The organism is Streptomyces sp. Je 1-369, assembly GCF_026810505.1.
Lineage (GTDB): Bacteria > Actinomycetota > Actinomycetes > Streptomycetales > Streptomycetaceae > Streptomyces.
In genome coordinates this window covers 5,846,618-5,865,330 of the sequence record NZ_CP101750.1, presented here as the reverse complement: position 1 = coordinate 5,865,330, position 18,713 = coordinate 5,846,618, and the positions used below count along the sequence as shown (strand labels likewise).

The following is an 18,713-nucleotide window of genomic DNA, read 5'->3' as shown; positions in this document are numbered from 1 at the left end:
TCGGCCAGGTTCCCACCCCGTACGACGACGGGGGTGCCCGCACGTTCGAACCGTGCGGGCACCCCCGTCTTCACGTACTTCTCTTCTACGACTCTTCTACGACCGTCGTCACATCGCGGGCGCCAAGGCGATCAGCTGTGCCCGGGAAGCCACATGGGCCTTGGCGAGCACATTCGAGACATGGAATTTGATCGTCTTCTCACTCAGGCCGAGTCGCCGGGCGATCTCTTTGTTCGCGAGCCCCCTGCGCACCAGTTGCAGCACCTCGGACTCGCGGGAGGTGAGCGGCGCGTGCGTGGGCACCGCCGAGAGGTGGCGCGGAACCATGGCCCGGGTGAGCTTGAGCAGCGCCCCGCTGAGGCCGGGCGACACGTAACCCGTCCCGTCGACCGCCTTGCGTACCGCCACGACGAGGTCCTCCACGGGGTCGTAGCAGTGCACCAGCGCACCCACGTTCACCTGCGTGAGGCTGATCCAGCGCGTGGCCGAATCCGTGTCCCCGACGACGACCAGTGCGGCGTCGACACCGGCGAGTTCCCGGGCGTGGTCGAGGTGCAGTTGTCCGTCGAGCACCACGGCATCCGGATCGTACAATTCCGCCGCGGAAAGGAGCTCCGAGAGCTCGGCCACCTCGGCGACGACGGACAGTCCGGGATCCTTTTCCAGTGATCTTCGAATCCCGAGACGCGCATAAGGATGCGGATCACAAATAATGACTCGCGCCTTGATTCCCCGGTCCAACTGGTCCATCTGGTCCAACTGAAAGACCCCCCGTTGATCGGCCCGTCTTTCCGCTGCGCATATTTCACACACCGAAAAAGAACGCACCGGCCTATTTAGATTTTCCGAGCGTGTGGCGGCGTCCGCGTCGCACCGGCGGTACTGGTCTTAAGTCCTGACCGCCCTGCCGAACACGACGGTCCTCACCGTCCTGACCCTCCTGCCGAACACGACGCGAACGTCACCCCGCCACCCCGCCACCCGTCACCCGTCACCCGTCACCCGTCACCCGTCACCCGTCACCCGTCACCCGTCACGACGACGCAGGCACACGCTCCTCGATCTCGATCGCGCCCACCGGGCACATCTGCGCGGCCGTCTCGACCAGTTCGTACAGGTCCTGGGGCGGCTCCGCGAGCTGCAGCAGCACGAGCCCCTCCTTCTCGTCCTGGTCGAACACCTCCGAGACCGTCGCCACGCAGTTGCCCGCGCCCGCGCACAGCTCCCTGTCCACCGTGATCCGCATCGTCATCACGTCACCACGTCACGGGCAGCTCGGCCACACCGAACGTCACCGCCATGGGGCGCTGCGGGACGTCGGAGAGGGAGAGTTCGGAGCGCAGCTTCGGGAAGCGGCGGGCCAGCTCGACGAGTGCCACGCGCAGCTCGGCGCGGGCCAGCGGCTGGCCGATGCACTGGTGGAGGCCGAAGCCGAACGCCATGTGACGGTGCGCCTCGCGCCGCTGCGGGTCGAACAGGTCCGGGTCGGAGAACACCGACTGGTCGCGGTTGGACATCGCGAGCATGGCGACGACGCCCTCACCGGCACGGATCCGCCGGCCCCCGATCTCCGCGTCCTCCATGGCCAGGCGCGGCAGCCCGGTGCGTACGACGGTGAGGTAGCGCAGCAGCTCCTCGACCATGCCCGGCGCCAGGGCCGGGTCCTCGCGCAGGGCCTCTAGGTGCTCGGGGTGCTGCAGGAGCACGAGCGCCGAGAGGCCGATCATGTTCGCGGTGGTCTCGTGGCCGGCCACGAGCAGGAGCATGGCCAGGCTGACGAGTTCGTCCTTGCGCAGCTCGCCGGTGTCCACGCGCTCCAGCGTGAGGCGGCTGAGGAGGTCCTCGCCGGGGTCCTTCCGCTTGGCGTCGACGAGGTCGCCGAGGAGCCCGGCCAGGGCGCCGAGCGCCGCCTCGACCTCCGCGGGGCCCGAGTTCCTGTCCATGATCACGCGGCTGTGGTCCTGGAAGAAGTCGTGGTCGGCGTACGGCACACCCAGCAGGTGGCAGATCGTCATCGACGGTACGGGGAGCGCGAACTCCGCCATCAGGTCGGCGGGCGCGCCGAGGTCCCGCATGCGGTCCAGCGCCTCGGTGACCGTCTCCTCGATGAGCGGCTCGATCCGCCGGATGTTCTTGATCATGAACTCGGCGGTCAGCATCTTGCGGAACCGGCTGTGCGCGTCGCCGTCCATGAAGATGAACAGGCCCGACGCGTCGTCCTGCTTCGGCGGGATCGGGTTCAGCACCGGGAACCCGGGCTTGTACTGATCGGAGCTGAAGCCCGGGTGCCGCAGCAGTTGTCGTACGTCCTCGTGGCGGGTGACGAGCCACGCCCATCCCCCGAACGGAAGCCTCACCTTCCCCACGGGCCCTTCGAGCCGTTCCAGGTCCGATCCCGTGACCGGGATGAACGGATTGTCGTCCGGCCCGATGAACGGGTATGCCGGCAGACCGGCAATGTCTATCTCGGCCACGTCCACGTCCCCCATGTTTTTCCAACACCTCGCACGACTCGCATCCGAAAGAGGAATTCAGCCTAACAAGGTGGTTGGCTCAAACAAGGTGGTTTACCGGAACACATTCTGCCGTGATCAGGGTCACACCGTAAATGCAATTCCGCAATAGTGACGCTGGATTACGGCAATAGTTCCGCTAGAATCCGGCTCGATACCGTTTCGGCGACACTTGACATCTGTTCCGTGAGATAGAAATGCCCGCCGGGTCGGGTCTCCATTCCGAAACCGCCCTCCGTGTGGTCGGCCCAGGCGCGCGCCTCGTCCGGCGTGACCCGGCCGTCGTCGGCGCCGACGATGACGTGGATGGGCGCCGTAAGCCGGGGACGGGGGACGTAGCGGTAGGTTTCGGCCGCCTTGTAGTCGCTGCGGATCGCGGGCAGCGCCCTGCGCAGCAGCTCCTCGTCCTCGAAGACGCGGGCGTCGGTGCCGCTGAGCGCCCGCAGTTCGTCGATCAGGCCGCGGTCGTCGCGCAGATGGATGGGCGAGGGGTTGTCGCGCAGCCGGGAGGGCGCACGCCTGCCGGAGGCGAACACGGCCAGCGGCGGCGAGCCCGCGCGCTCCAGGCGTACGGCCAGTTCGTAGCCGACCATCGCGCCCATGCTGTGCCCGAACAGCGCGAGCGGGCGATCGGCCCACGGCAGCACCTCGTCGAGCAACGCGTCGGCGAGACCGGTGACGGAGTCCACGCACGGCTCGTCCCAACGGTCCTGCCGCCCCGGGTACTGCACGGTCAGTACGTCGATGTCGGGCCCGAACGCGCGGGCGAACGGAAGGTAGAACGACGCGGAGCCGCCGGCGTGCGGCAGACACAGCAGCCTCGCGCGCGCCTCGTCGGCCGGCCGGTACCGGCGGATCCAGGCACTGACCCCAGCGGTCTTCGCAGTCATCCTCGCTCGCCCTTCACAGTCATCTTCGCCCACCCTTCACAGCCACCCCGGCCGCCCTCCTACGCCGACCACCGATCAGGCGGCCGCGCGGAACGCGAAGCGTACGGCGGTGAGTTCCTCCGACAAGGCCCACAGCTTGCGACCGCTCTCCGCGTCCGAGGCACGGGGCGCCAGCTCCACCGTCTTCGGCGCACCGCGCAGCTCGGCCATCCCGTCGGGGCCGATGAACTGGCCACCCGTCACGCTCGGGTCGGCCGCCGCGAACAGCGTCGGCAGCGCGCCCTGGTCCGGAGTCTGGGCGAGCGGCAGCAGCAGCCGCCCGAACAGGAACTTCACCATGCCCGCGGGTGAGCTCGTCTGCAGGTTGGTCGAGGTGTAGCCGGGGTGGGCGAGCAGGCTGCGCACCCGGCTCCCGGCCGCGGTCAGCTTCTGGTGGAGCTGCCAGCCGAAGACGGCGTTCGCGAGCTTCGACTGGTTGTAGTAGCCCATCGGCGAATACTTGCGCTCGCCGTTGATGTCGTCGAAGAACAGGTCCGCCTGGCGGTGGTTGGGCGAGCTCACGGTCACCACGCGGGGGTCCTCCCCGGCCTCCAGGAGGTCGAGCAGCAGCCCGGTGAGCGCGAAGTGGCCGAGGTGGTTCGCGGCGAACTGCACCTCGTGACCCTGGGGGCTGAGGAGTCGCTTCGGCGGCGCCATGAGGCCCGCGTTGTTGATGAGCACGTCCAGGCGGGCATGATCCGCGTGCAGCTTGTCGGAGAAGGCGCGCACGGAGTCCAGGTCCGCCAGGTCGACCCGCCGCACCTCAAGGGCGGCGCCCGGGATCTCGGCGGAGAGCCGGTCGGCCGCGGCGCGGCCCTTCGCCTCGTCGCGCACGGCGAGGATCACGTGCGCGCCCTTGCGCGCCAAGGCACGGGTGGTCGCGAAGCCCAGGCCGCTGTTGGCCCCGGTGACGACGACGACGCGGTTGCTCTGGTCAGGGATCTGCTCGGCGGTCCAGCCACGCTGATTACTCATACGACACAAGCTGCCCTACGTGACACTCGGTGTCAAGATGTTCCCTCAATGCCTTACTGAACTCTTGATGCCGCGCAGGGCACGAAATGTACACTGAGGCAGTGAGTACCCACCCGGAAGTGAGCCTGGCCCAACGCAAACGCCAACTCGTCTCGGACGAGCTGACGTCGGCCGCGCTGCGGCTGCTGGCCCGGAGGGGGTTCGACGCGGTCACGGCCGACGAGATCGCGGCCGTCGCAGGGGTGTCCAAGCGGACCTTTTTCCGGTATTTCGCGTCCAAGGAGGACGTGGTCATCCACCTGCTGGCCGACGTGGGCACCGACATGCGCGCGGAGCTGGCGTCCCGCCCGGCCGACGAACCGCCGTCGGTGGCGCTGCGCCACACCGTCTGGGTCTCCGTGAACGCCTGCGCGGGCCCGGGTCAACAGGCGCTGCGCGTCACCCAGTTGATACTCGAAAGCCCCGCCCTGCACGCCCGCTTCCTGGAGCGCCAGGCACAGTGGGGCGGCGAACTCGCCGAGGAACTCGCCCACCGCCTCGGCCTCGACCCCCGCACGGACCTCTATCCGCAACTGGCGGCCCGTATCGCCCTGTCCGCCTTCGGGGCCGTACTGCAGAGGTGGAGCGCGGGGGACGGGGCGGAGGACCCGGCCGCACTGACGGACCGGGTCTTCGCCGTCATCGCACCGGCGCTGGACGCGGTGCGCAGAAGATGAGACGCGCCCGAAACGGGCATCGCCCCGGCGCCGTCAGGACGCCTCGGCGCCCCGGCCTCGTCAGGACGCCTCGGCGCCCCGGACCGACCGCCCGGCCAGCCGACAACCGACGCAGTTCGCGTGTCCGGCGCGCGCGGTGAGGTCCCGTGCCGAGAATCCCCGCTGGTCGAGGCCGCGCGGTATCGGCGGCTTGCCCCAGCCCGCCAGGTGCAGGAACCAGGTGGCGAGCACCGCCACCACCAGGAGGGCTCCCCCCAGCCAGATCCCGGGGCGCCAGCCGACGACACCCACACCCATGGACACGGTCCCTAGCATCGCGATGAGGGAGCCCGTCCACCCCGCGACAGTGTGACCCTCGTCGTGGAGTCCACTCACGTTCCTGCCTCCTTCTCGTACAGCACACACGCACACACGCACACACGCACGCCGTAGGATGTCTTAGCAGGTAAGGAATTTATCTTAGACAGTAAGGGAGTTCAATGCGGGAAGTGCAGGAAGTGCACGGAGCGCAGGAAGTGCACGGAACCCAGGGGAAGCAGGGGGAGCCCCGGCCCGCCTCCGCCTCCGCGGCGGACGCCATCGGCGCGTTGGACGACCTCGTCGCCACGAACCTCATCGGCCGTCAGGAACTCGCGAGGAACCTGGACCTGAGCGTCAAGGACCTGGTCTGCTTCGCGCACGTCCTGGAGGCGGACGCGCCGGTCACCGCGGGAGACCTGGCCGGCCGCGCCCACGTCACGACAGGCGCCGTCACCGGCATCCTGAACCGCCTCGAGCGCGGCGGCTTCGTGGAGCGCAGGCCCGACCCCACCGACCGGCGCCGGGTGCACGTCACCCCGGTCCCGGCCGCCGCCGAGCGCGTACAGGCTGTCTACGGCCCGTACGCCGAGCTGCTCACCGAGCTCTGCGCGCGGTACTCGGCGGACGAGCTTGCGGTGATCACCGACTGGCTCACCGGCGCGGCGGCCCTGGCCCGCACCTATCTGGAGGACTCCTGCTGAGCCCGGGCCGCAGTGGCCGCCGCGGTCAGACCAGCGGGGCCAACGCCGCACGCAGGTCGGCCGGTTCACGGTAGAGCAGGCCGGACATGCCGAGCGCGACGGCGGCGTCCACGTTCTCCTGCCGGTCGTCCACGAAGAGGCAGCGGGCGGGGGCGACACCGGCACGCTCGGCGGCCGTTTCGTAGATGCGCCGGTCCGGCTTGGTGATGCCGAGGTCGGCGCTGCTGATCACGTCGTCGAGACAGCCGTCCGGCCCGGTGAGACCGAGCAGGGCGAGATCGTCGGCGAGCCAGGGCGTCGCGTTCGTGACGAGCAGAACGGGCAGACCGGCCACACGCACCTGCCGCAGCAGCCCCACCACGACATCGTCGGCCCGGAACTTGGTCTCGGCGAGCGTCGTCCCGAGCTCGCGTCCGCGCGCCCACGGCACCCGGTCGGCGAGCCCGTCGGCGATCGACGCGATCCACCGCTCCTTGGTGATCTCACCGCGCATCAGCGGCATGTCGGTCTCGGGCCGGAAGGCGATCTCCGCGGTACTGCCCGACGGCAGGCCGACCGACCGCTCCAACTGCTCCAGTTCCGCCATCTCGTAGAAGCGGATCACGCCGTCGAGGTCAGTCAGTACGGCGTCGAACGTCCGGCCGCGGCTCATCATCCCCCGTGTCTATCACGCAGCCACGCCCCCCCTTACCGCACGTGCCCCTTGACCGCACATGCCCCCTTACCGCACGTGCCCTCCCCCGACATCCGCGCCCCACGCCACCAGCCGCTCAGCCAGCGGCCCCGTCCCGTCCAGCACGTTCCGCACGTAGGCGTGCCGCTCGTGCGCGAGCACCGCCGCCTCCCAGACGCACGGCGCAAGCCCGACCCTCCCGGGGCGCAGCTCGTCCGGCCTGCCCGCGGGCCCGATGAACACGGCGAGGTCCGACATGGACGCCTCGATCCAGCTCTGTACGACGACGTAGTCCCCGTCACCGCCCGCGTGGACGATCAACACACCGAGCCCGAGCGAGCCCCGGGCCCGGCCGAGCTCCAGGTGGGGGCCCGCGACGCGGAGCGCCGACGCCTCCTCACGTTCCGTGACGACCCGTCCCGGCGCCTCGACCGCGTACACCTTCACGAGGTGCCCGGCGATCTCGCGCGTGCCCAACGCCCGCACGGCCCGGTCATGGTGCGTCTCGGCGAGAGCGGTCAGAGCACGGACGTCGACGGCACCAGGAACGGAAACGGCGCCAGCACCAGCACCAGCACCAGCACCAGCACCAGCACCAGCACCAGCACCAGCACCAGAAACGGCGCCAGCACTAGCACCGGCACACTCCAGGGACCCCTCGGGTTCACTCATGCGCCCATCATCCCGCCTCGCCGAGCACCTCGCGGACCGCTGCCCGCAACCGGTCCTGGTCCTTGCGCACCGCTTCGTAGCGGGACTTGTTGCGGCGCAGGTCGTCACGCTGCTTCTCGGCGGTGACCGCCCACCACACCCCGGTGACGTTCAGCCCGCGGTTGCACTCGACGTCGGCGACGGCCGTGGCCAACTCCCGCTCCGTACGCCGGGTGTTGCCGTCCTCCAGTCCCTTCCGCCACGCCTTGTCGGTGAAGGCCCGCGCAGGACTCCCGTACCGCTTGAATCCTCGGTCCGCGACGCAGCGCGACCAGTCACGGAACGCCCTGCGGACCCGCTCGTCCCTGGCGACGGCCTTTCCGATCTCCTCGGTCCGCTGAGGGACGTAGTCCCGCATGCGCGTCGGGTCGGCCACGGCCACCTCCGTGCGCCGCTCCGCCTCCGCGGAGCATCCGCCTTTCGGGATCTTCCGGCCGTTCACGACCGGACGGCCGCCCTCCCCCGCCTCGGGCCCGTTCAGCACCGGTTCCTCCCGCCGGGTCACCTTCCGCCCCTTCGGCAAGAACTCCGCTTTCTGACGCTCGGCACGGGCGGGGTCGGGGTCGAAGCCGTAGCCCCAGCGGCGGGCGTGCTCGAGGTCGAGCGTCCCGTACGGGGAAACGGCCACCAGCGTCGACTCGTAGTGGGACGCCATCCGGATCCCGCCCCACGTGTCGGGGTCGAGCGGGAAGTCCTTGAACCCGAACGACCGCATGCACTGCCGCTGCAGCCGATTTTGCGCCTCACTCAACCGCTTGCTGTCGTCGACGCTGAACTCGTAGCGCGCGAAGGGGAGTTCGGGGATGTCGGCTTCACTCTTCACACGCGGTACGCCGGGCTCCCTCGCGTAACCGGGCGGCGAGGGGTCGTCCGCCTCCGTGCCGGATCCGCCTCCGCACCCCGCCAACACCGCACCCACCAGGGCGAGTACGCCCCACCGCACCTTCATCGGGTCCCCTCCCGGACGGCCGCATCACCGCACCGAGGGACCCTACTCGCACCCGTCACTCGCCCCGGACACCGGACTGCGTCGCGCCACTAACTCCGGCTACCGGACTCGCCCCCGCTCCCGCTGTCGCCACCGGATTCGCCCCCACCACCGGGCGGCGCATGCCTCCTGCCGTGCCGTGAACGCGAGCGCGACCGTGAGCGCGACCGCTTGGCACTCCCGCGCCCGCCCGCCCCCGACTCCTCGTCCGCCTCGACGACGCACGCCTCGCACTCCGCGTTGCGGCACGGCCCGGGGCCCCACACGGGGACGAACACCCCGAGCACCTTGCGCCGCCGGATCGCCGTACCCACCGGCCCTCCGCAGGCGACGCAGACCGGCTCGTCCTGCGGGGCCGGGCCGGGCCGTAGCCCTTCGCTGCCCATGGCTCCAGGTTATTCCGGTCCTGGCGGCCTGGGCAGCCCTACGACCACCGCTCCTTCAGCTCCGCGGTTCCCGCCACATCGGCCACATGGGCGGCCCGTCCGGCAGGTCGAGCGTCGTCCCCATGAAGGCGAAGCCGAGGCGCGCGTACAGGTCGCGGCTGCGCGCGTTGCTGGCCTCCAGATACGCGTGCAGGCCGTCGCGGTCGCACCGGTCGAGCACGGCGGTGACGAGTGCCGTGCCGAGCCCTTCGCCCTGGCGGTCGGGGTGCACGGCTATGAGGTGCAGGTATTCGTGCGCGCGGTCCGTCGGATGGATCGCCTCGGTCAGTCGGCCGATTACCTCGACCCGCTCGTTGTCCGGGTCGACGGCCCGGCGCAGCAAGGCGGGCCCGTCCTCCGCACCCGCCGCGCCCCCGACACCGGCCCCATTCGCGCCGTCACCGTCACCGCCGCCGTCACCGTCACCGTCGCCGTCGCCGTCATGCGGGCCGACCGGCACGGACCACCACAGCGCCACAGCCGCACCGTCCTCGGTGACGTCGACGTACCCCTCGTCGAGCGCGATGTCGAGGAAGGCGCCCATCAGAGCCCGGTGCGTGCGCAGGCGGTGCCCCTCGTCGGGGAAGACCCAACTGCTCACCGGGTCGTGCACCAACGCCGCGTCGAGCAGCCGGATCACGTCCTCCCGGTCGTCCGCCCCGGCTCTCCGGATCGCCACTCCCACAGCCCGCCCCTGTCCGTTCGTCCGCCCACGACCGCACGCGCCCGCCAGCTCCGCGCCGTGCGTACGCGCCTACGCGCCTACGCGCCGGTCGCAGCGTACGCGGTGTGATCCCCCTTCAGTCAGTACGTACGTCGCGTCACGAACTCCGCGAGCGCCAGCAGGCCGCCCGCCGCCTCCGGGTCCGGCACCGCCCCGGCGAGCTGGCCGATCGCGCGCGACATCCGGTCGGCGGCGTGCACCTGCGCCCAGTCGCGGCCGCCCGCCCGCTCCACGGCACCGGCCGCGCGCGCCGCGTGCTCCGCGCGCTCGGGCGCGCTCTCCGTGCCGGTGGGCGGCCTGTCGTACAGCTCGGCGAGTTCGGCCGCGGCCGGTGTGCCCGACGCCAGGGCTGCGACGACAGGGAGGGACTTCTTGCGGGCGGCGAGGTCGGCACCCGCCGGTTTGCCGGTGCGGCGCGGGTCGCCCCAGATGCCGATGACGTCGTCGATGAGCTGGAAGGCGAGGCCCGCCTCCCGGCCGAAGCCGTCGAGCGAGTCGACCTCGTCGAGGTCCGCGCCCGCGTACACCGCGCCGAGCGCACAGGCACAGCCGAGCAGCGCCCCCGTCTTGGCCTCGGCCGTGGCGAGGCACTCGTCGAGCGTGACCTCGTCCGGGCCGCGGCGCTCCAGCGCGCAGTCCGCGTGCTGGCCCGCGCAGAGCTCCATGACGCAGGTGGCGAGGCGGGCGGCTGCCGCCGGGGCCCCCGGGTGGGGGTCCTCGGCGAGCATCCGCTGCGCCAGCGCTTGCAGGGCGTCGCCGGTGAGGATCGCGTCGGCGTCGCCGAACACGGTCCAGGCGGTGGGCCGGTGCCTGCGCGTCGTGTCGCGGTCCATCACGTCGTCGTGCAGGAGCGTGAAGTTGTGCACCAGCTCCACGGCGGCGGCCGCCCGCACCGCCGCCGCGGGGTCCCCGCCGAGGGCCCGCGCCGCGGTGAGCACGAGCGCGGGCCTGATGGCCTTGCCCGCGCTCCCCGCGGCCGGTGTGCCGTCCGCGTGCTCCCACCCGAAGTGGTAGAGCGCGACCCTGCGCAGGGATCCGGGCAGCGTCTCGATCGCCCTGCGCAGCTCCGGGTCGACGAGCGTCCGGGCCGACGCCAGGATGTCCGCGGCCTCCAGCCCCTCACCGGGCTCTCCCGGCCGACCGGGTTCCGCGGTGTGCCCCTCCACGTGCACCGTGCCTGCCGTGTCCGTCGTCATGTCCGTCATGGACTCACCCCGGGAAGGATGCGGACGGTGGCTGTTCCTCGGCGTGTGGGCGCGTACGGAGGGGGTGTACCCCGTGCCGCGGCCGGGGACACGGCCCCGGGGTCAACTCCAGCGGCCGATCTCCACGTTCTCCAGGACGCCGAGCGCGTCGGGCACGAGCACCGCGGCGGAGTAGTAGGTCGACACCAGGTACGAGATGATCGCCTGCTCGCTGATGCCCATGAACCGGACGGACAGGCTGGGCTCGATCTCGTCCGGGATGCCGGTCTGGTGCAGGCCGACGACGCCTTGTTCCTCCTCACCCGTACGCATGCAGATGATGGATGTCGTGCTGGCGTCGGTGACCGGGATCTTGTTGCACGGGAAGATCGGCACACCGCGCCAGGTGGGAATCCTGGTGCCGCTCATGTCGATGGTCTCGGGGACGAGTCCGCGCTTGTTGAGCTCACGGCCGAACGCGGCGATCGCGCGCGGGTGGGCGAGGAAGAGCTTGGATCCGCGCCTGCGGCTGAGCAGTTCGTCCAGGTCGTCCGGGCTGGGCACGCCCGCGTGCGGCTGCATCCGCTGGTCGTACTCGCAGTTGTTGAGGAGGCCGAACTCGCGGTTGTTGATGAGCTCGTGCTCCTGGCGCTCCTTGAGCGCCTCGACCGTCAGCCGCAGCTGCTGCTCGGTCTGGTTCATCGGCTGGTTGTAGAGGTCGGCCACGCGCGTGTGGACGCGCAGGACGGTCTGGGCGACGCTCAGTTCGTACTCGCGCGGCGACGATTCGTAGTCCACGAAGGTGCCGGGCAGCACGGCTTCGCCGACGTGGCCCGCCGACAGGTCGATGGGCGACTCGCCGAACGAGTTGGTGCGCTGCGCCGGCAGTGCGCGCAGGCGCTCCAGGTGGCCGCGGAGGGATTCGCTGCGCTCGGCGACCTGCTCGACGTCCTGGCGGGGCAGGGCGAGGACCGTGCACGCCGTCACCGCGCGCGCGGTGTACTCCCAGATCGTCTCGGAGTCGACGAGTGCCTGGTCGCCGAAGTGGGCGCCGTCGGCGAGGGTTTCGAGGACGGTGTCGTCCCCGTACGGCCCCGTGCCGATCTTCTCGACGCGGCCGTGCGCGAGCAGGAACACCTCGTTCGCCGGACTGCCGAAGGAGGTCAGGACCTCCCCCGGGGCGAACTCCCGCTGCTGGCAGCGCTGCGCGAGCTCGCCGAGGACGTCCTGGTCCTCGAAGTCCCGCAGCACGGACAGCTCACCGAGCTCCGCGGGGATGACCTGCACGCGGTCGCCCGTCTTCACGAAGGTCACCCGACCGTCACCGACCGAGTAGCTCAGCCTTCGGTTCACCCGGTACGTACCACCCTGCACCTGGACCCAGGGCAGCATCCGCAGCAGCCAGCGCGAGCTGATCTCCTGCATCTGTGGCGCGGACTTGGTGGTGGTGGCCAGATTCCGTGCGGCGGATGTGCCGAGACTCTGCTGCGGCTGCTCCGACTCGGAACGGATCTCTTCGCCTACCGACATTGGCTATGCCCTCCCGGATACCTGCGGTCATCTGCTGTCTGCGGTCATCTGCGCGCCCCACCCTTCCAGCACGGAACGTGCTCGCGCCATTACACAAACGAGCGGGAATGGATCACCCTGCGACGGGGCAGGAGGGACTTTCCCACCCGATTGGCCCAAATCGGGAGGTGTCGGGCTGACCGGACGCCCGGGGGAACCCCAAGATCCGTACAACCGTTGAATCCCATACCACACCACCCGTACCGACCGGCAGGAGAAAGCAATGGCAGGCTTCCTGGATCGCGCCAAAGAGCAGGCCCAGCGGGGCCTCACCCAGGGCAAGCAGAAGATCGACGAGGTCCAGGAGAAGCGTGCGGGCGACGCACTCCTGAAGAAGCTCGGCGCGGCGTACTACGCGGAGCGCCGGGGCACCGGCTCCTCGCAGGACACCCAGCAGGCGCTGCAGGCCCTGGAGTCCCACATCGCGACGCACGGAGACGGTTTCCTGCACGCCAATTGACCGGATCGGCTCGCACGGTGCCCGAACAGGCCCCGGATCGCTTCCGAACAGCTGGTCCGGGCACCGTACTTCCGGTACAAGCAGGGCGTACGAGGCGGCCCGCGACAGGCGGCCGTCGCGCCTTGCAAAGGAGACGGTCATGGCCCCACCCATGTCCGCAGGCCGGTTCCTCGACATCCTGCGAGACGAAGGCGTGACCGTCGTCGAAGTCGGCGACTGGGAGCACCACAACCGCAACCACAAAGGCCCCTGGGGGCCCGTTCACGGTGTGGTGATCCACCACACCGTGACGCGGGGCAGCGAGCACACGGTGGAGATCTGCCGCGACGGTTCCGCCTCCCTCCCCGGGCCGCTCTGCCACGGCGTCATCACCAAGGACGGCCGCGTCCACCTCGTCGGGTACGGCCGCGCCAACCACGCGGGCCTCGGCGACGACGACGTGCTCCGCGCGGTCATCGCCGAGAAGCGCCTCCCCCCGGACAACGAGCGGAACACCGACGGCAACCGCCACTTCTACGGCTTCGAGTGCGAGAACATGGGCGACGGCGAGGACCCGTGGCCCGACGAGCAGCTGGAGGCCATCGAGAAGGTGTCGGCGGCGATCTGCCGCCACCACGGCTGGACGGAGCGTTCGGTCATCGGCCACCTGGAGTGGCAGCCGGGCAAGGTCGACCCGCGCGGCTTCACGATGGACTGGATGCGGGAGCGCATCGAGGAACGCCTCAAGTGACAATGGCGGGGTGCACCACACCCCGCCCGACCCGCTCGGCCCGTCCCCGCGGCTGCCGTCGCCGCTGCAACGCATCGTGGACGACCGCTTCGGCCGCCGTGGCGTGGAGCTTTCGCTCAAGCGGGACGACCTGATCCACCCGGACCTGCCGGGCAACAAGTACCGCAAGCTCGTCCTGAACCTGCGATCGGCCGCCGACGCGGGCCACGGCACCCTGCTCACGTTCGGCGGCGCCTACTCCAACCACCTGCGGGCCACCGCCGCGGCGGGCCGCCTCCTCGGCCTCGCCACGGTCGGCGTCGTCCGCGGCGACGAGCTCGCCGGGCGCCCGCTGAACCCCTCCCTGGCCCGCTGCGCGGCCGACGGCATGCGGCTGCACTTCGTGGACCGGTCGACGTACCGGAAGAAGGCGGAGCCCGGGACGCTGGACGTGCTGCTGCGCGAGACGGGCTGCCAGGACGCGTACGTGATCCCGGAGGGCGGCAGCAACCCCCTCGCCGTGCGGGGCTGCACGGCCCTCGGGGAGGAGCTGCGCGAGCACACCGACGTGGCGGCCGTGGCGTGCGGCACCGGCGGCACCCTGGCGGGTCTCGCCGCGGGCCTCGGACCCGACCGGCGTGCCCTCGGCATACCGGTCCTCAAAGGCGGCTTCCTGGGCGACGGCATAGCCGCCCTGCAACGGCGGACGTTCGGCGAACCGACCGCCAACTGGCACCTGGACGAGCGCTTCCACTGGGGCGGCTACGCCCGCACCCCGCCGGAACTCATCGCCTTCGCCGAGGACTTCGAGCGCCGGCACGGGGGCCCGACCGGCCTCTCCGTGGAGCACCTCTACGTCGCCAAGCTGCTGTACGCCCTGACCGTCCTCTCCGAAGAGGGCGCTTTCCCGCCCGGTACCCGGCTCACCGCGGTCATCACCGGCACGCGCGAGACCCCCGGATAGGCGCGTCGGCGCCTCAGTCCTCGATCTCGCGGTGGGCGGCCGCCTCCTCCAGGTCGAGCTTGCGCAGCAGCGTCCGCATCATCTCGTCGTCGATGCGCCGCTCGTCCCGCATCTTCACGAACACCTCGCGCTCCGCGGCGATCGCCTCACGCGCCAGGCGCCGGTAGGTGCCGTCCGCCGACTCCCCCGTCACCGGGTTCGCCTGACCGAGCCGCTCCCACACGGAGTTGCGGCGGCGCTCCAGAACGGTGCGCAGGCGGTCCTGGAGGGGCTGTGGAAGGCTGTTGCGCTCATCCTGCATGAGTTCCTCGAGCCGGGCCTCCGCGGCCTGCGAGGCGGCGTTCTGCGCCTGCGCCTCCGCGAGTGTCTGCGCCTGCGCGTCACGGCCCGGCAGTTTCAGGACGCGGATCAGCCACGGCAGCGAGAGGCCCTGCACGACGAGCGTTCCGATCACCGTGGTGAACGTCAGAAACAGGACAAGATTGCGCGCGGGGAACGGCTCGCCCTCGTCCGTGACGAGCGGGATCGAGAACGCGATGGCGAGCGACACCACACCTCGCATGCCGGCCCAGCTGACGATCAGCGGTCTGCGCCAGTCCATGTCGTCCTCGCGCTCCTTGATCCGCGACGACAGACCGCGCGGCAGGTACGTCGCCGGATACGACCACACGAAGCGGGCCACCACGACGAAGACGAAGACCCCGATCGCGTACCAGACGGCCTGCCCCACGCTGTACTCGCCGAGCCCCTTCAGCACGACGGGCAGCTGCAGCCCGATCAGTGCGAAGACCGCCGACTCCAGGATGAACGCGACGACTTTCCACACCGCGGCCTCCTGGAGCCGCGTCTCGAAGTCGACCTGCCATGACCGGTGCCCCAGGTAGAGCGCGACGACGACCACGGCGAGCACCCCGGAGGCGCCGACCTGCTCCGCGGCGGCGTACGCCACGAAGGGGATGAGCAGCGACAGCGTGTTCTGCAGCATCGTCTCCTTCAGGTGGGTGCGCAGCCAGTGGATCGGCACCATGAGGAGCAGCCCGACGCCGACGCCGCCGACCGCGGCCACCAGGAACTCCCGGACGCCGCCCGACCAGCTCGCGCCCTCGCCGACGGCTGCCGCGATGGCCACCTTGAAGGCGGTGATCGCGGTCGCGTCGTTCACCAGGGACTCGCCCTGGAGGATCGTGGTGATCCGCGAAGGGAGACCCACCCTGCGTGCGATGGCGGTGGCGGCGACCGCGTCGGGCGGCGCGATCACGGCACCGAGGACGAGTGCGGCGGTCAGCGGCAGGTCGGGGATGAGCAGATACGCGAGCCATCCGACGGCGACCGTGGCGAACAGGACGTAACCGACCGACAGGAGCGCGACGGGCCTGATGTTGGCCCGCAGGTCCAGGTAGGAGCTCTCCAGGGCGGCGGTGTGCAGCAGTGGGGGCAGGATCAGCGGCAGCACGATGTGCGGGTCGAGGTGGTAGTCGGGCACGCCCGGCAGGTACGAGGCGGCGAGCCCCACGGCGACCAGGAGCAGCGGCGCGGGCACCGGTGTCCTGCGCGCCGCCCCCGCCACCACGGCGCTCGCCGCGATCAGCGCCACCAGTGGCAATGCGTCCATCGGCAGACCCCTCCGCCCTCCGTGTTCCCGTCGTAACCTGGCAATCATGAACGAGTGCCCGCACGTCGCAGCGCTGCCGCACCCCGAGCCTGCCCCGCTGAGCGAAACGTGTCTCGAGTGCCGGGCGGCCGGCAGCCACCCCGTCCAGTTGCGGCTGTGCCTGGAGTGCGGGCACGTGGGCTGTTGCGACTCGTCGCCCTTCCAGCACGCGACGGCGCACTTCAAGGAGACCTCACACCCTGTGATGAGGACCTTCGAGCCGGGCGAGAGCTGGCGCTGGTGCTTCGTGGACGGTTCGATCGTCTGACGTTTGGGTACGTCAACCCGGCGCCCGTTCTTTCCAATTGGGCCTGCGCGACCCCTAGCCACTGTCCGTACTCATAGGCTTACTATGAGTGACAGCATCAGGCCGGGGTCCCCGGGACACGGAGCTGGGGAGCGCGGTAGCGTCACCGCAGAACGACGTGGGGCGTTACCCGTGTGACGCAGTCCGGACCACCGCTCGACGGCGGTCCCGGAACCCCGAAAGTGCTTGTACCACCTTGGAGGTGAGGGTGTCCCAGATCGCAGGCGAGCCCGGGAATCAGGACTTCGTGGAGGTCCGCCTTCCGGCTGCGGGTGCCTACCTGTCCGTGCTGCGGACGGCCACGGCCGGTCTGGCAGCGCGCTTGGACTTCACACTCGACGAGATCGAGGACCTCCGCATCGCGGTCGACGAGGCCTGCGCGATCCTGCTCCAGCAGGCCGTGCCCGGCTCGGTGCTCAGCTGCGTCTTCCGGCTCGTCGACGACTCATTGGAGGTGACGGTTTCGGCGCCCACGACCGACGGCCGGGCCCCGGAGCGGGACACCTTCGCCTGGACGGTGCTGTCGGCCCTCGCGGGCCAGGTGGACTCGACCGTCGCCGAGGACAACACCGTCTCGATCAGCCTCTACAAGAAGCGCGGCGCGGGACCCGGGCCGGCGTGAGGGACGGGGACGGGCCGGTGCGGGACGAAGAGCGCGGCACACGAGGTATGCCCGCCGGCGGCAGGGAGGGGTTGCGCCGTATGACCACCGGAATCCCCGAACAGCAGGCCAAACCGCACCCGGAGGAGTCGGACCAGTCGGGTCCGCCGAGGGTGGCCGATGTGTCGGAGCAGGCAGAGCCGACCGCCAGGGACGAGCTCAAGCAGCTCTCCGGCCGGGGCGGCGGGCGACGGGCGGGAAACATGAGCGAGCACGTTCGGCACGATCCGCAGGACCGCAGCGGCGCACGCGCGATGTTCATCGAGCTGCGCACCCTGGACGGTGGCAGTCGGGAGTACGCGGAGCTGCGCAACCAGCTGGTCCGCATGCACCTGCCGCTCGTCGAGCACCTGGCCCGCCGCTTCCGCAACCGCGGCGAGCCCCTGGACGACCTCACCCAGGTCGCCACGATCGGCCTGATCAAGTCCGTGGACCGCTTCGACCCGGAGCGCGGCGTGGAGTTCTCCACGTACGCGACGCCGACGGTCGTCGGTGAGATCAAGCGGCACTTCCGCGACAAGGGGTGGGCGGTCCGCGTCCCGCGGCGTCTCCAGGAGCTGCGTCTCGCGCTGACGACGGCGACGGCGGAGCTGTCCCAGCTGCACGGCCGCTCCCCCACGGTGCACGAGCTGGCCGAGAAGCTGGCCATCTCCGAAGAGGAGGTCCTGGAGGGCCTGGAGTCCGCGAACGCGTACTCGACGCTGTCCCTGGACGTCCCCGACACGGACGACGAGTCCCCGGCCGTCGCGGACACCCTCGGCGCCGAGGACGAGGCGCTGGAGGGCGTCGAGTACCGCGAGTCCCTCAAGCCGCTTCTGGAGGACCTGCCCCCGCGCGAGAAGCGCATCCTGCTGCTGCGTTTCTTCGGCAACATGACCCAGTCGCAGATCGCGCAGGAGGTCGGCATCTCGCAGATGCACGTATCCCGCCTGCTGGCGCGCACGCTGGCGCAGCTGCGGGAGAAGCTCCTCGTCGAGGAGTAGTCACTCTCCGTAGCTGACGCTTCCGGCCGCCCTGAGTCGCTACTTCTGATCCTGGACGTTGCCGGGGCCCTGGATTCCGAGGGCCTCGGTCGTCGCCGGGTTGATCAGGAAGACCAGCGAGGCGACGGCGCAGAGCCCGAGCACGATGCCGGCCGGGATCGCCAGGCTGTCGGCCTGCAGCATCTGCCAGGCCACCGGCAGCGCCATGATCTGCGTGATGATCGCGGGCCCCCTGGCCCACCGGCGCAGCTTCAGGAGCCCTCGCGCGGCGAGCAGCGGAAGCAGCGCGAGGACGATCAGCGTGATGCCACCCGTCCAGGCCTGCCGGGAGTCGTCGGACGATCCGGTGACGCCCAGCGCGAGCATGTAGACGCCCCCGGCGACGAGGGCGAGGCCCTCCAGTGCGACCAGGGCCGCGGCGGCGGTCACCCGCGCGGGCCGCTGCCCCGGCTCGGGCGACTCCGGGGCTTCGGGGGTGGTTTTCCGCTGATTACTCACCCCTGCAGGGTAGCCCTGGGGGCGTCCGCCCCGGCACCTCGGTCTAGGCCGGGTAAAGAGCGCTAGGTAGTC

22 protein-coding genes are annotated in these 18,713 nt (G+C 70.6%); 8 read left to right on the top strand and 14 right to left on the bottom strand.

Annotated features, from left to right (window positions below):
* Positions 1-108: 108 nt before the first annotated feature.
* The 5 genes from NOO62_RS26880 to NOO62_RS26860 form a co-directional block, all read right to left on the bottom strand.
* Positions 109-750 carry a LuxR C-terminal-related transcriptional regulator gene (locus NOO62_RS26880; protein WP_268773410.1) on the bottom strand — a complete coding sequence of 214 codons (642 nt, stop codon included), beginning with the start codon at positions 748-750 and terminating at the stop codon, positions 109-111.
* Between the two features lie 283 nt (positions 751-1,033).
* Positions 1,034-1,252: a ferredoxin gene (locus tag NOO62_RS26875; protein ID WP_268773409.1), complete on the bottom strand. Its 219-nt coding sequence runs from the start codon at positions 1,250-1,252 to the stop codon at positions 1,034-1,036.
* A 4-nt stretch (positions 1,253-1,256) separates the two neighbouring features.
* On the bottom strand, positions 1,257-2,489 hold the full coding sequence (locus NOO62_RS26870; protein WP_268773408.1) for a cytochrome P450: 1,233 nt from the start codon (positions 2,487-2,489) through the stop codon (positions 1,257-1,259).
* A gap of 146 nt (positions 2,490-2,635) precedes the next feature.
* Entirely contained in the window at positions 2,636-3,403 is a 768-nt protein-coding gene (locus NOO62_RS26865) for a thioesterase II family protein (protein ID WP_268773407.1), read from the bottom strand.
* Between the two features lie 75 nt (positions 3,404-3,478).
* Positions 3,479-4,417, bottom strand: coding sequence for an oxidoreductase (locus NOO62_RS26860; RefSeq protein ID WP_268773406.1), 939 nt, complete (start codon positions 4,415-4,417; stop codon positions 3,479-3,481).
* 86 nt (positions 4,418-4,503) lie between these two features.
* Between NOO62_RS26860 and NOO62_RS26855 the strand changes: the two genes are divergently transcribed.
* Entirely contained in the window at positions 4,504-5,133 is a 630-nt protein-coding gene (locus tag NOO62_RS26855) for a TetR family transcriptional regulator (protein ID WP_414930890.1), read from the top strand.
* Between the two features lie 60 nt (positions 5,134-5,193).
* On the opposite strand, the gene NOO62_RS26850 is transcribed toward NOO62_RS26855, so the two are convergent.
* Entirely contained in the window at positions 5,194-5,508 is a 315-nt protein-coding gene (locus NOO62_RS26850) for an HGxxPAAW family protein (RefSeq protein ID WP_268773404.1), read from the bottom strand.
* A 104-nt stretch (positions 5,509-5,612) separates the two neighbouring features.
* On the opposite strand from NOO62_RS26850, the gene NOO62_RS26845 reads away from it, so the two are divergent.
* Positions 5,613-6,134 (top strand): MarR family winged helix-turn-helix transcriptional regulator, encoded by a 522-nt coding sequence (locus tag NOO62_RS26845; RefSeq protein WP_268773403.1) that lies wholly within the window; start codon positions 5,613-5,615, stop codon positions 6,132-6,134.
* A gap of 25 nt (positions 6,135-6,159) precedes the next feature.
* Here the strand turns inward: NOO62_RS26845 and NOO62_RS26840 are convergent, their stop codons facing one another.
* The 6 genes from NOO62_RS26840 to NOO62_RS26815 all read right to left on the bottom strand — a co-directional run bounded on the left by NOO62_RS26840 (position 6,160) and on the right by NOO62_RS26815 (position 12,369).
* Complete coding sequence (locus NOO62_RS26840; RefSeq protein ID WP_268773402.1) at positions 6,160-6,789, bottom strand: HAD-IA family hydrolase; 630 nt, start codon at positions 6,787-6,789, stop codon at positions 6,160-6,162.
* Positions 6,790-6,855: 66 nt separating this feature from the next.
* Entirely contained in the window at positions 6,856-7,293 is a 438-nt protein-coding gene (locus tag NOO62_RS26835; RefSeq protein ID WP_268773401.1) for a hypothetical protein, read from the bottom strand.
* A 193-nt stretch (positions 7,294-7,486) separates the two neighbouring features.
* A complete protein-coding gene (locus NOO62_RS26830) occupies positions 7,487-8,467 on the bottom strand; it encodes a hypothetical protein (RefSeq protein WP_268773400.1) in 981 nt (326 codons plus the stop codon).
* Between the two features lie 480 nt (positions 8,468-8,947).
* A complete protein-coding gene (locus NOO62_RS26825) occupies positions 8,948-9,616 on the bottom strand; it encodes a GNAT family N-acetyltransferase (RefSeq protein ID WP_268773399.1) in 669 nt (222 codons plus the stop codon).
* A gap of 119 nt (positions 9,617-9,735) precedes the next feature.
* A complete protein-coding gene (locus NOO62_RS26820) occupies positions 9,736-10,851 on the bottom strand; it encodes a family 2 encapsulin nanocompartment cargo protein polyprenyl transferase (protein ID WP_268775792.1) in 1,116 nt (371 codons plus the stop codon).
* 111 nt (positions 10,852-10,962) lie between these two features.
* On the bottom strand, positions 10,963-12,369 hold the full coding sequence (locus tag NOO62_RS26815; protein WP_268773398.1) for a family 2B encapsulin nanocompartment shell protein: 1,407 nt from the start codon (positions 12,367-12,369) through the stop codon (positions 10,963-10,965).
* Positions 12,370-12,631: 262 nt separating this feature from the next.
* Between NOO62_RS26815 and NOO62_RS26810 the strand changes: the two genes are divergently transcribed.
* From NOO62_RS26810 to NOO62_RS26800, 3 genes are all read left to right on the top strand, one after another.
* Complete coding sequence (locus NOO62_RS26810; RefSeq protein ID WP_268773397.1) at positions 12,632-12,868, top strand: hypothetical protein; 237 nt, start codon at positions 12,632-12,634, stop codon at positions 12,866-12,868.
* A gap of 139 nt (positions 12,869-13,007) precedes the next feature.
* On the top strand, positions 13,008-13,598 hold the full coding sequence (locus NOO62_RS26805) for an N-acetylmuramoyl-L-alanine amidase (protein WP_268773396.1): 591 nt from the start codon (positions 13,008-13,010) through the stop codon (positions 13,596-13,598).
* A 10-nt stretch (positions 13,599-13,608) separates the two neighbouring features.
* Complete coding sequence (locus tag NOO62_RS26800; protein ID WP_268773395.1) at positions 13,609-14,541, top strand: 1-aminocyclopropane-1-carboxylate deaminase/D-cysteine desulfhydrase; 933 nt, start codon at positions 13,609-13,611, stop codon at positions 14,539-14,541.
* Positions 14,542-14,554: 13 nt separating this feature from the next.
* On the opposite strand, the gene NOO62_RS26795 is transcribed toward NOO62_RS26800, so the two are convergent.
* The gene (locus NOO62_RS26795; RefSeq protein ID WP_268773394.1) at positions 14,555-16,153 is read right to left on the bottom strand and encodes a Na+/H+ antiporter; all 1,599 of its coding nucleotides are present in this window, start codon (positions 16,151-16,153) and stop codon (positions 14,555-14,557) included.
* Positions 16,154-16,199: 46 nt separating this feature from the next.
* Here NOO62_RS26795 and NOO62_RS26790 point away from each other — a divergent pair, with 46 nt between their 5' ends.
* The 3 genes from NOO62_RS26790 to NOO62_RS26780 all read left to right on the top strand — a co-directional run bounded on the left by NOO62_RS26790 (position 16,200) and on the right by NOO62_RS26780 (position 18,143).
* A complete protein-coding gene (locus tag NOO62_RS26790; protein WP_268773393.1) occupies positions 16,200-16,460 on the top strand; it encodes a UBP-type zinc finger domain-containing protein in 261 nt (86 codons plus the stop codon).
* A gap of 247 nt (positions 16,461-16,707) precedes the next feature.
* Complete coding sequence (locus tag NOO62_RS26785) at positions 16,708-17,121, top strand: anti-sigma regulatory factor (protein ID WP_030780840.1); 414 nt, start codon at positions 16,708-16,710, stop codon at positions 17,119-17,121.
* Complete coding sequence (locus tag NOO62_RS26780) at positions 17,118-18,143, top strand: RNA polymerase sigma factor SigF (protein ID WP_268773392.1); 1,026 nt, start codon at positions 17,118-17,120, stop codon at positions 18,141-18,143. Before NOO62_RS26785 ends, NOO62_RS26780 begins: the two co-directional genes overlap by 4 nt.
* A gap of 39 nt (positions 18,144-18,182) precedes the next feature.
* Here NOO62_RS26780 and NOO62_RS26775 read toward each other — a convergent pair whose 3' ends face one another.
* A complete protein-coding gene (locus NOO62_RS26775; RefSeq protein WP_268773391.1) occupies positions 18,183-18,641 on the bottom strand; it encodes a hypothetical protein in 459 nt (152 codons plus the stop codon).
* Between the last annotated feature and the right edge of the window lie 72 nt (positions 18,642-18,713).

Excerpts from the sequence above, each read along its gene's own strand:
- NOO62_RS26880 (WP_268773410.1), bottom strand. The coding sequence starts at position 750 with ATGGACCAGTTGGACCGGGGAATCAAGGCGCGAGTCATTATTTGTGAT.
- NOO62_RS26875 (WP_268773409.1), bottom strand. The coding sequence starts at position 1,252 with ATGACGATGCGGATCACGGTGGACAGGGAGCTGTGCGCGGGCGCGGGC.
- NOO62_RS26870 (WP_268773408.1), bottom strand. The coding sequence starts at position 2,489 with ATGGGGGACGTGGACGTGGCCGAGATAGACATTGCCGGTCTGCCGGCA.
- NOO62_RS26865 (WP_268773407.1), bottom strand. The coding sequence starts at position 3,403 with ATGACTGCGAAGACCGCTGGGGTCAGTGCCTGGATCCGCCGGTACCGG.
- NOO62_RS26860 (WP_268773406.1), bottom strand. The coding sequence starts at position 4,417 with ATGAGTAATCAGCGTGGCTGGACCGCCGAGCAGATCCCTGACCAGAGC.
- NOO62_RS26855 (WP_414930890.1), top strand. The coding sequence starts at position 4,504 with ATGTACACTGAGGCAGTGAGTACCCACCCGGAAGTGAGCCTGGCCCAA.
- NOO62_RS26845 (WP_268773403.1), top strand. The coding sequence starts at position 5,613 with ATGCGGGAAGTGCAGGAAGTGCACGGAGCGCAGGAAGTGCACGGAACC.
- NOO62_RS26840 (WP_268773402.1), bottom strand. The coding sequence starts at position 6,789 with ATGATGAGCCGCGGCCGGACGTTCGACGCCGTACTGACTGACCTCGAC.
- NOO62_RS26830 (WP_268773400.1), bottom strand. The coding sequence starts at position 8,467 with ATGAAGGTGCGGTGGGGCGTACTCGCCCTGGTGGGTGCGGTGTTGGCG.
- NOO62_RS26820 (WP_268775792.1), bottom strand. The coding sequence starts at position 10,851 with ATGACGACGGACACGGCAGGCACGGTGCACGTGGAGGGGCACACCGCG.
- NOO62_RS26815 (WP_268773398.1), bottom strand. The coding sequence starts at position 12,369 with ATGTCGGTAGGCGAAGAGATCCGTTCCGAGTCGGAGCAGCCGCAGCAG.
- NOO62_RS26810 (WP_268773397.1), top strand. The coding sequence starts at position 12,632 with ATGGCAGGCTTCCTGGATCGCGCCAAAGAGCAGGCCCAGCGGGGCCTC.
- NOO62_RS26805 (WP_268773396.1), top strand. The coding sequence starts at position 13,008 with ATGGCCCCACCCATGTCCGCAGGCCGGTTCCTCGACATCCTGCGAGAC.
- NOO62_RS26795 (WP_268773394.1), bottom strand. The coding sequence starts at position 16,153 with ATGGACGCATTGCCACTGGTGGCGCTGATCGCGGCGAGCGCCGTGGTG.
- NOO62_RS26790 (WP_268773393.1), top strand. The coding sequence starts at position 16,200 with ATGAACGAGTGCCCGCACGTCGCAGCGCTGCCGCACCCCGAGCCTGCC.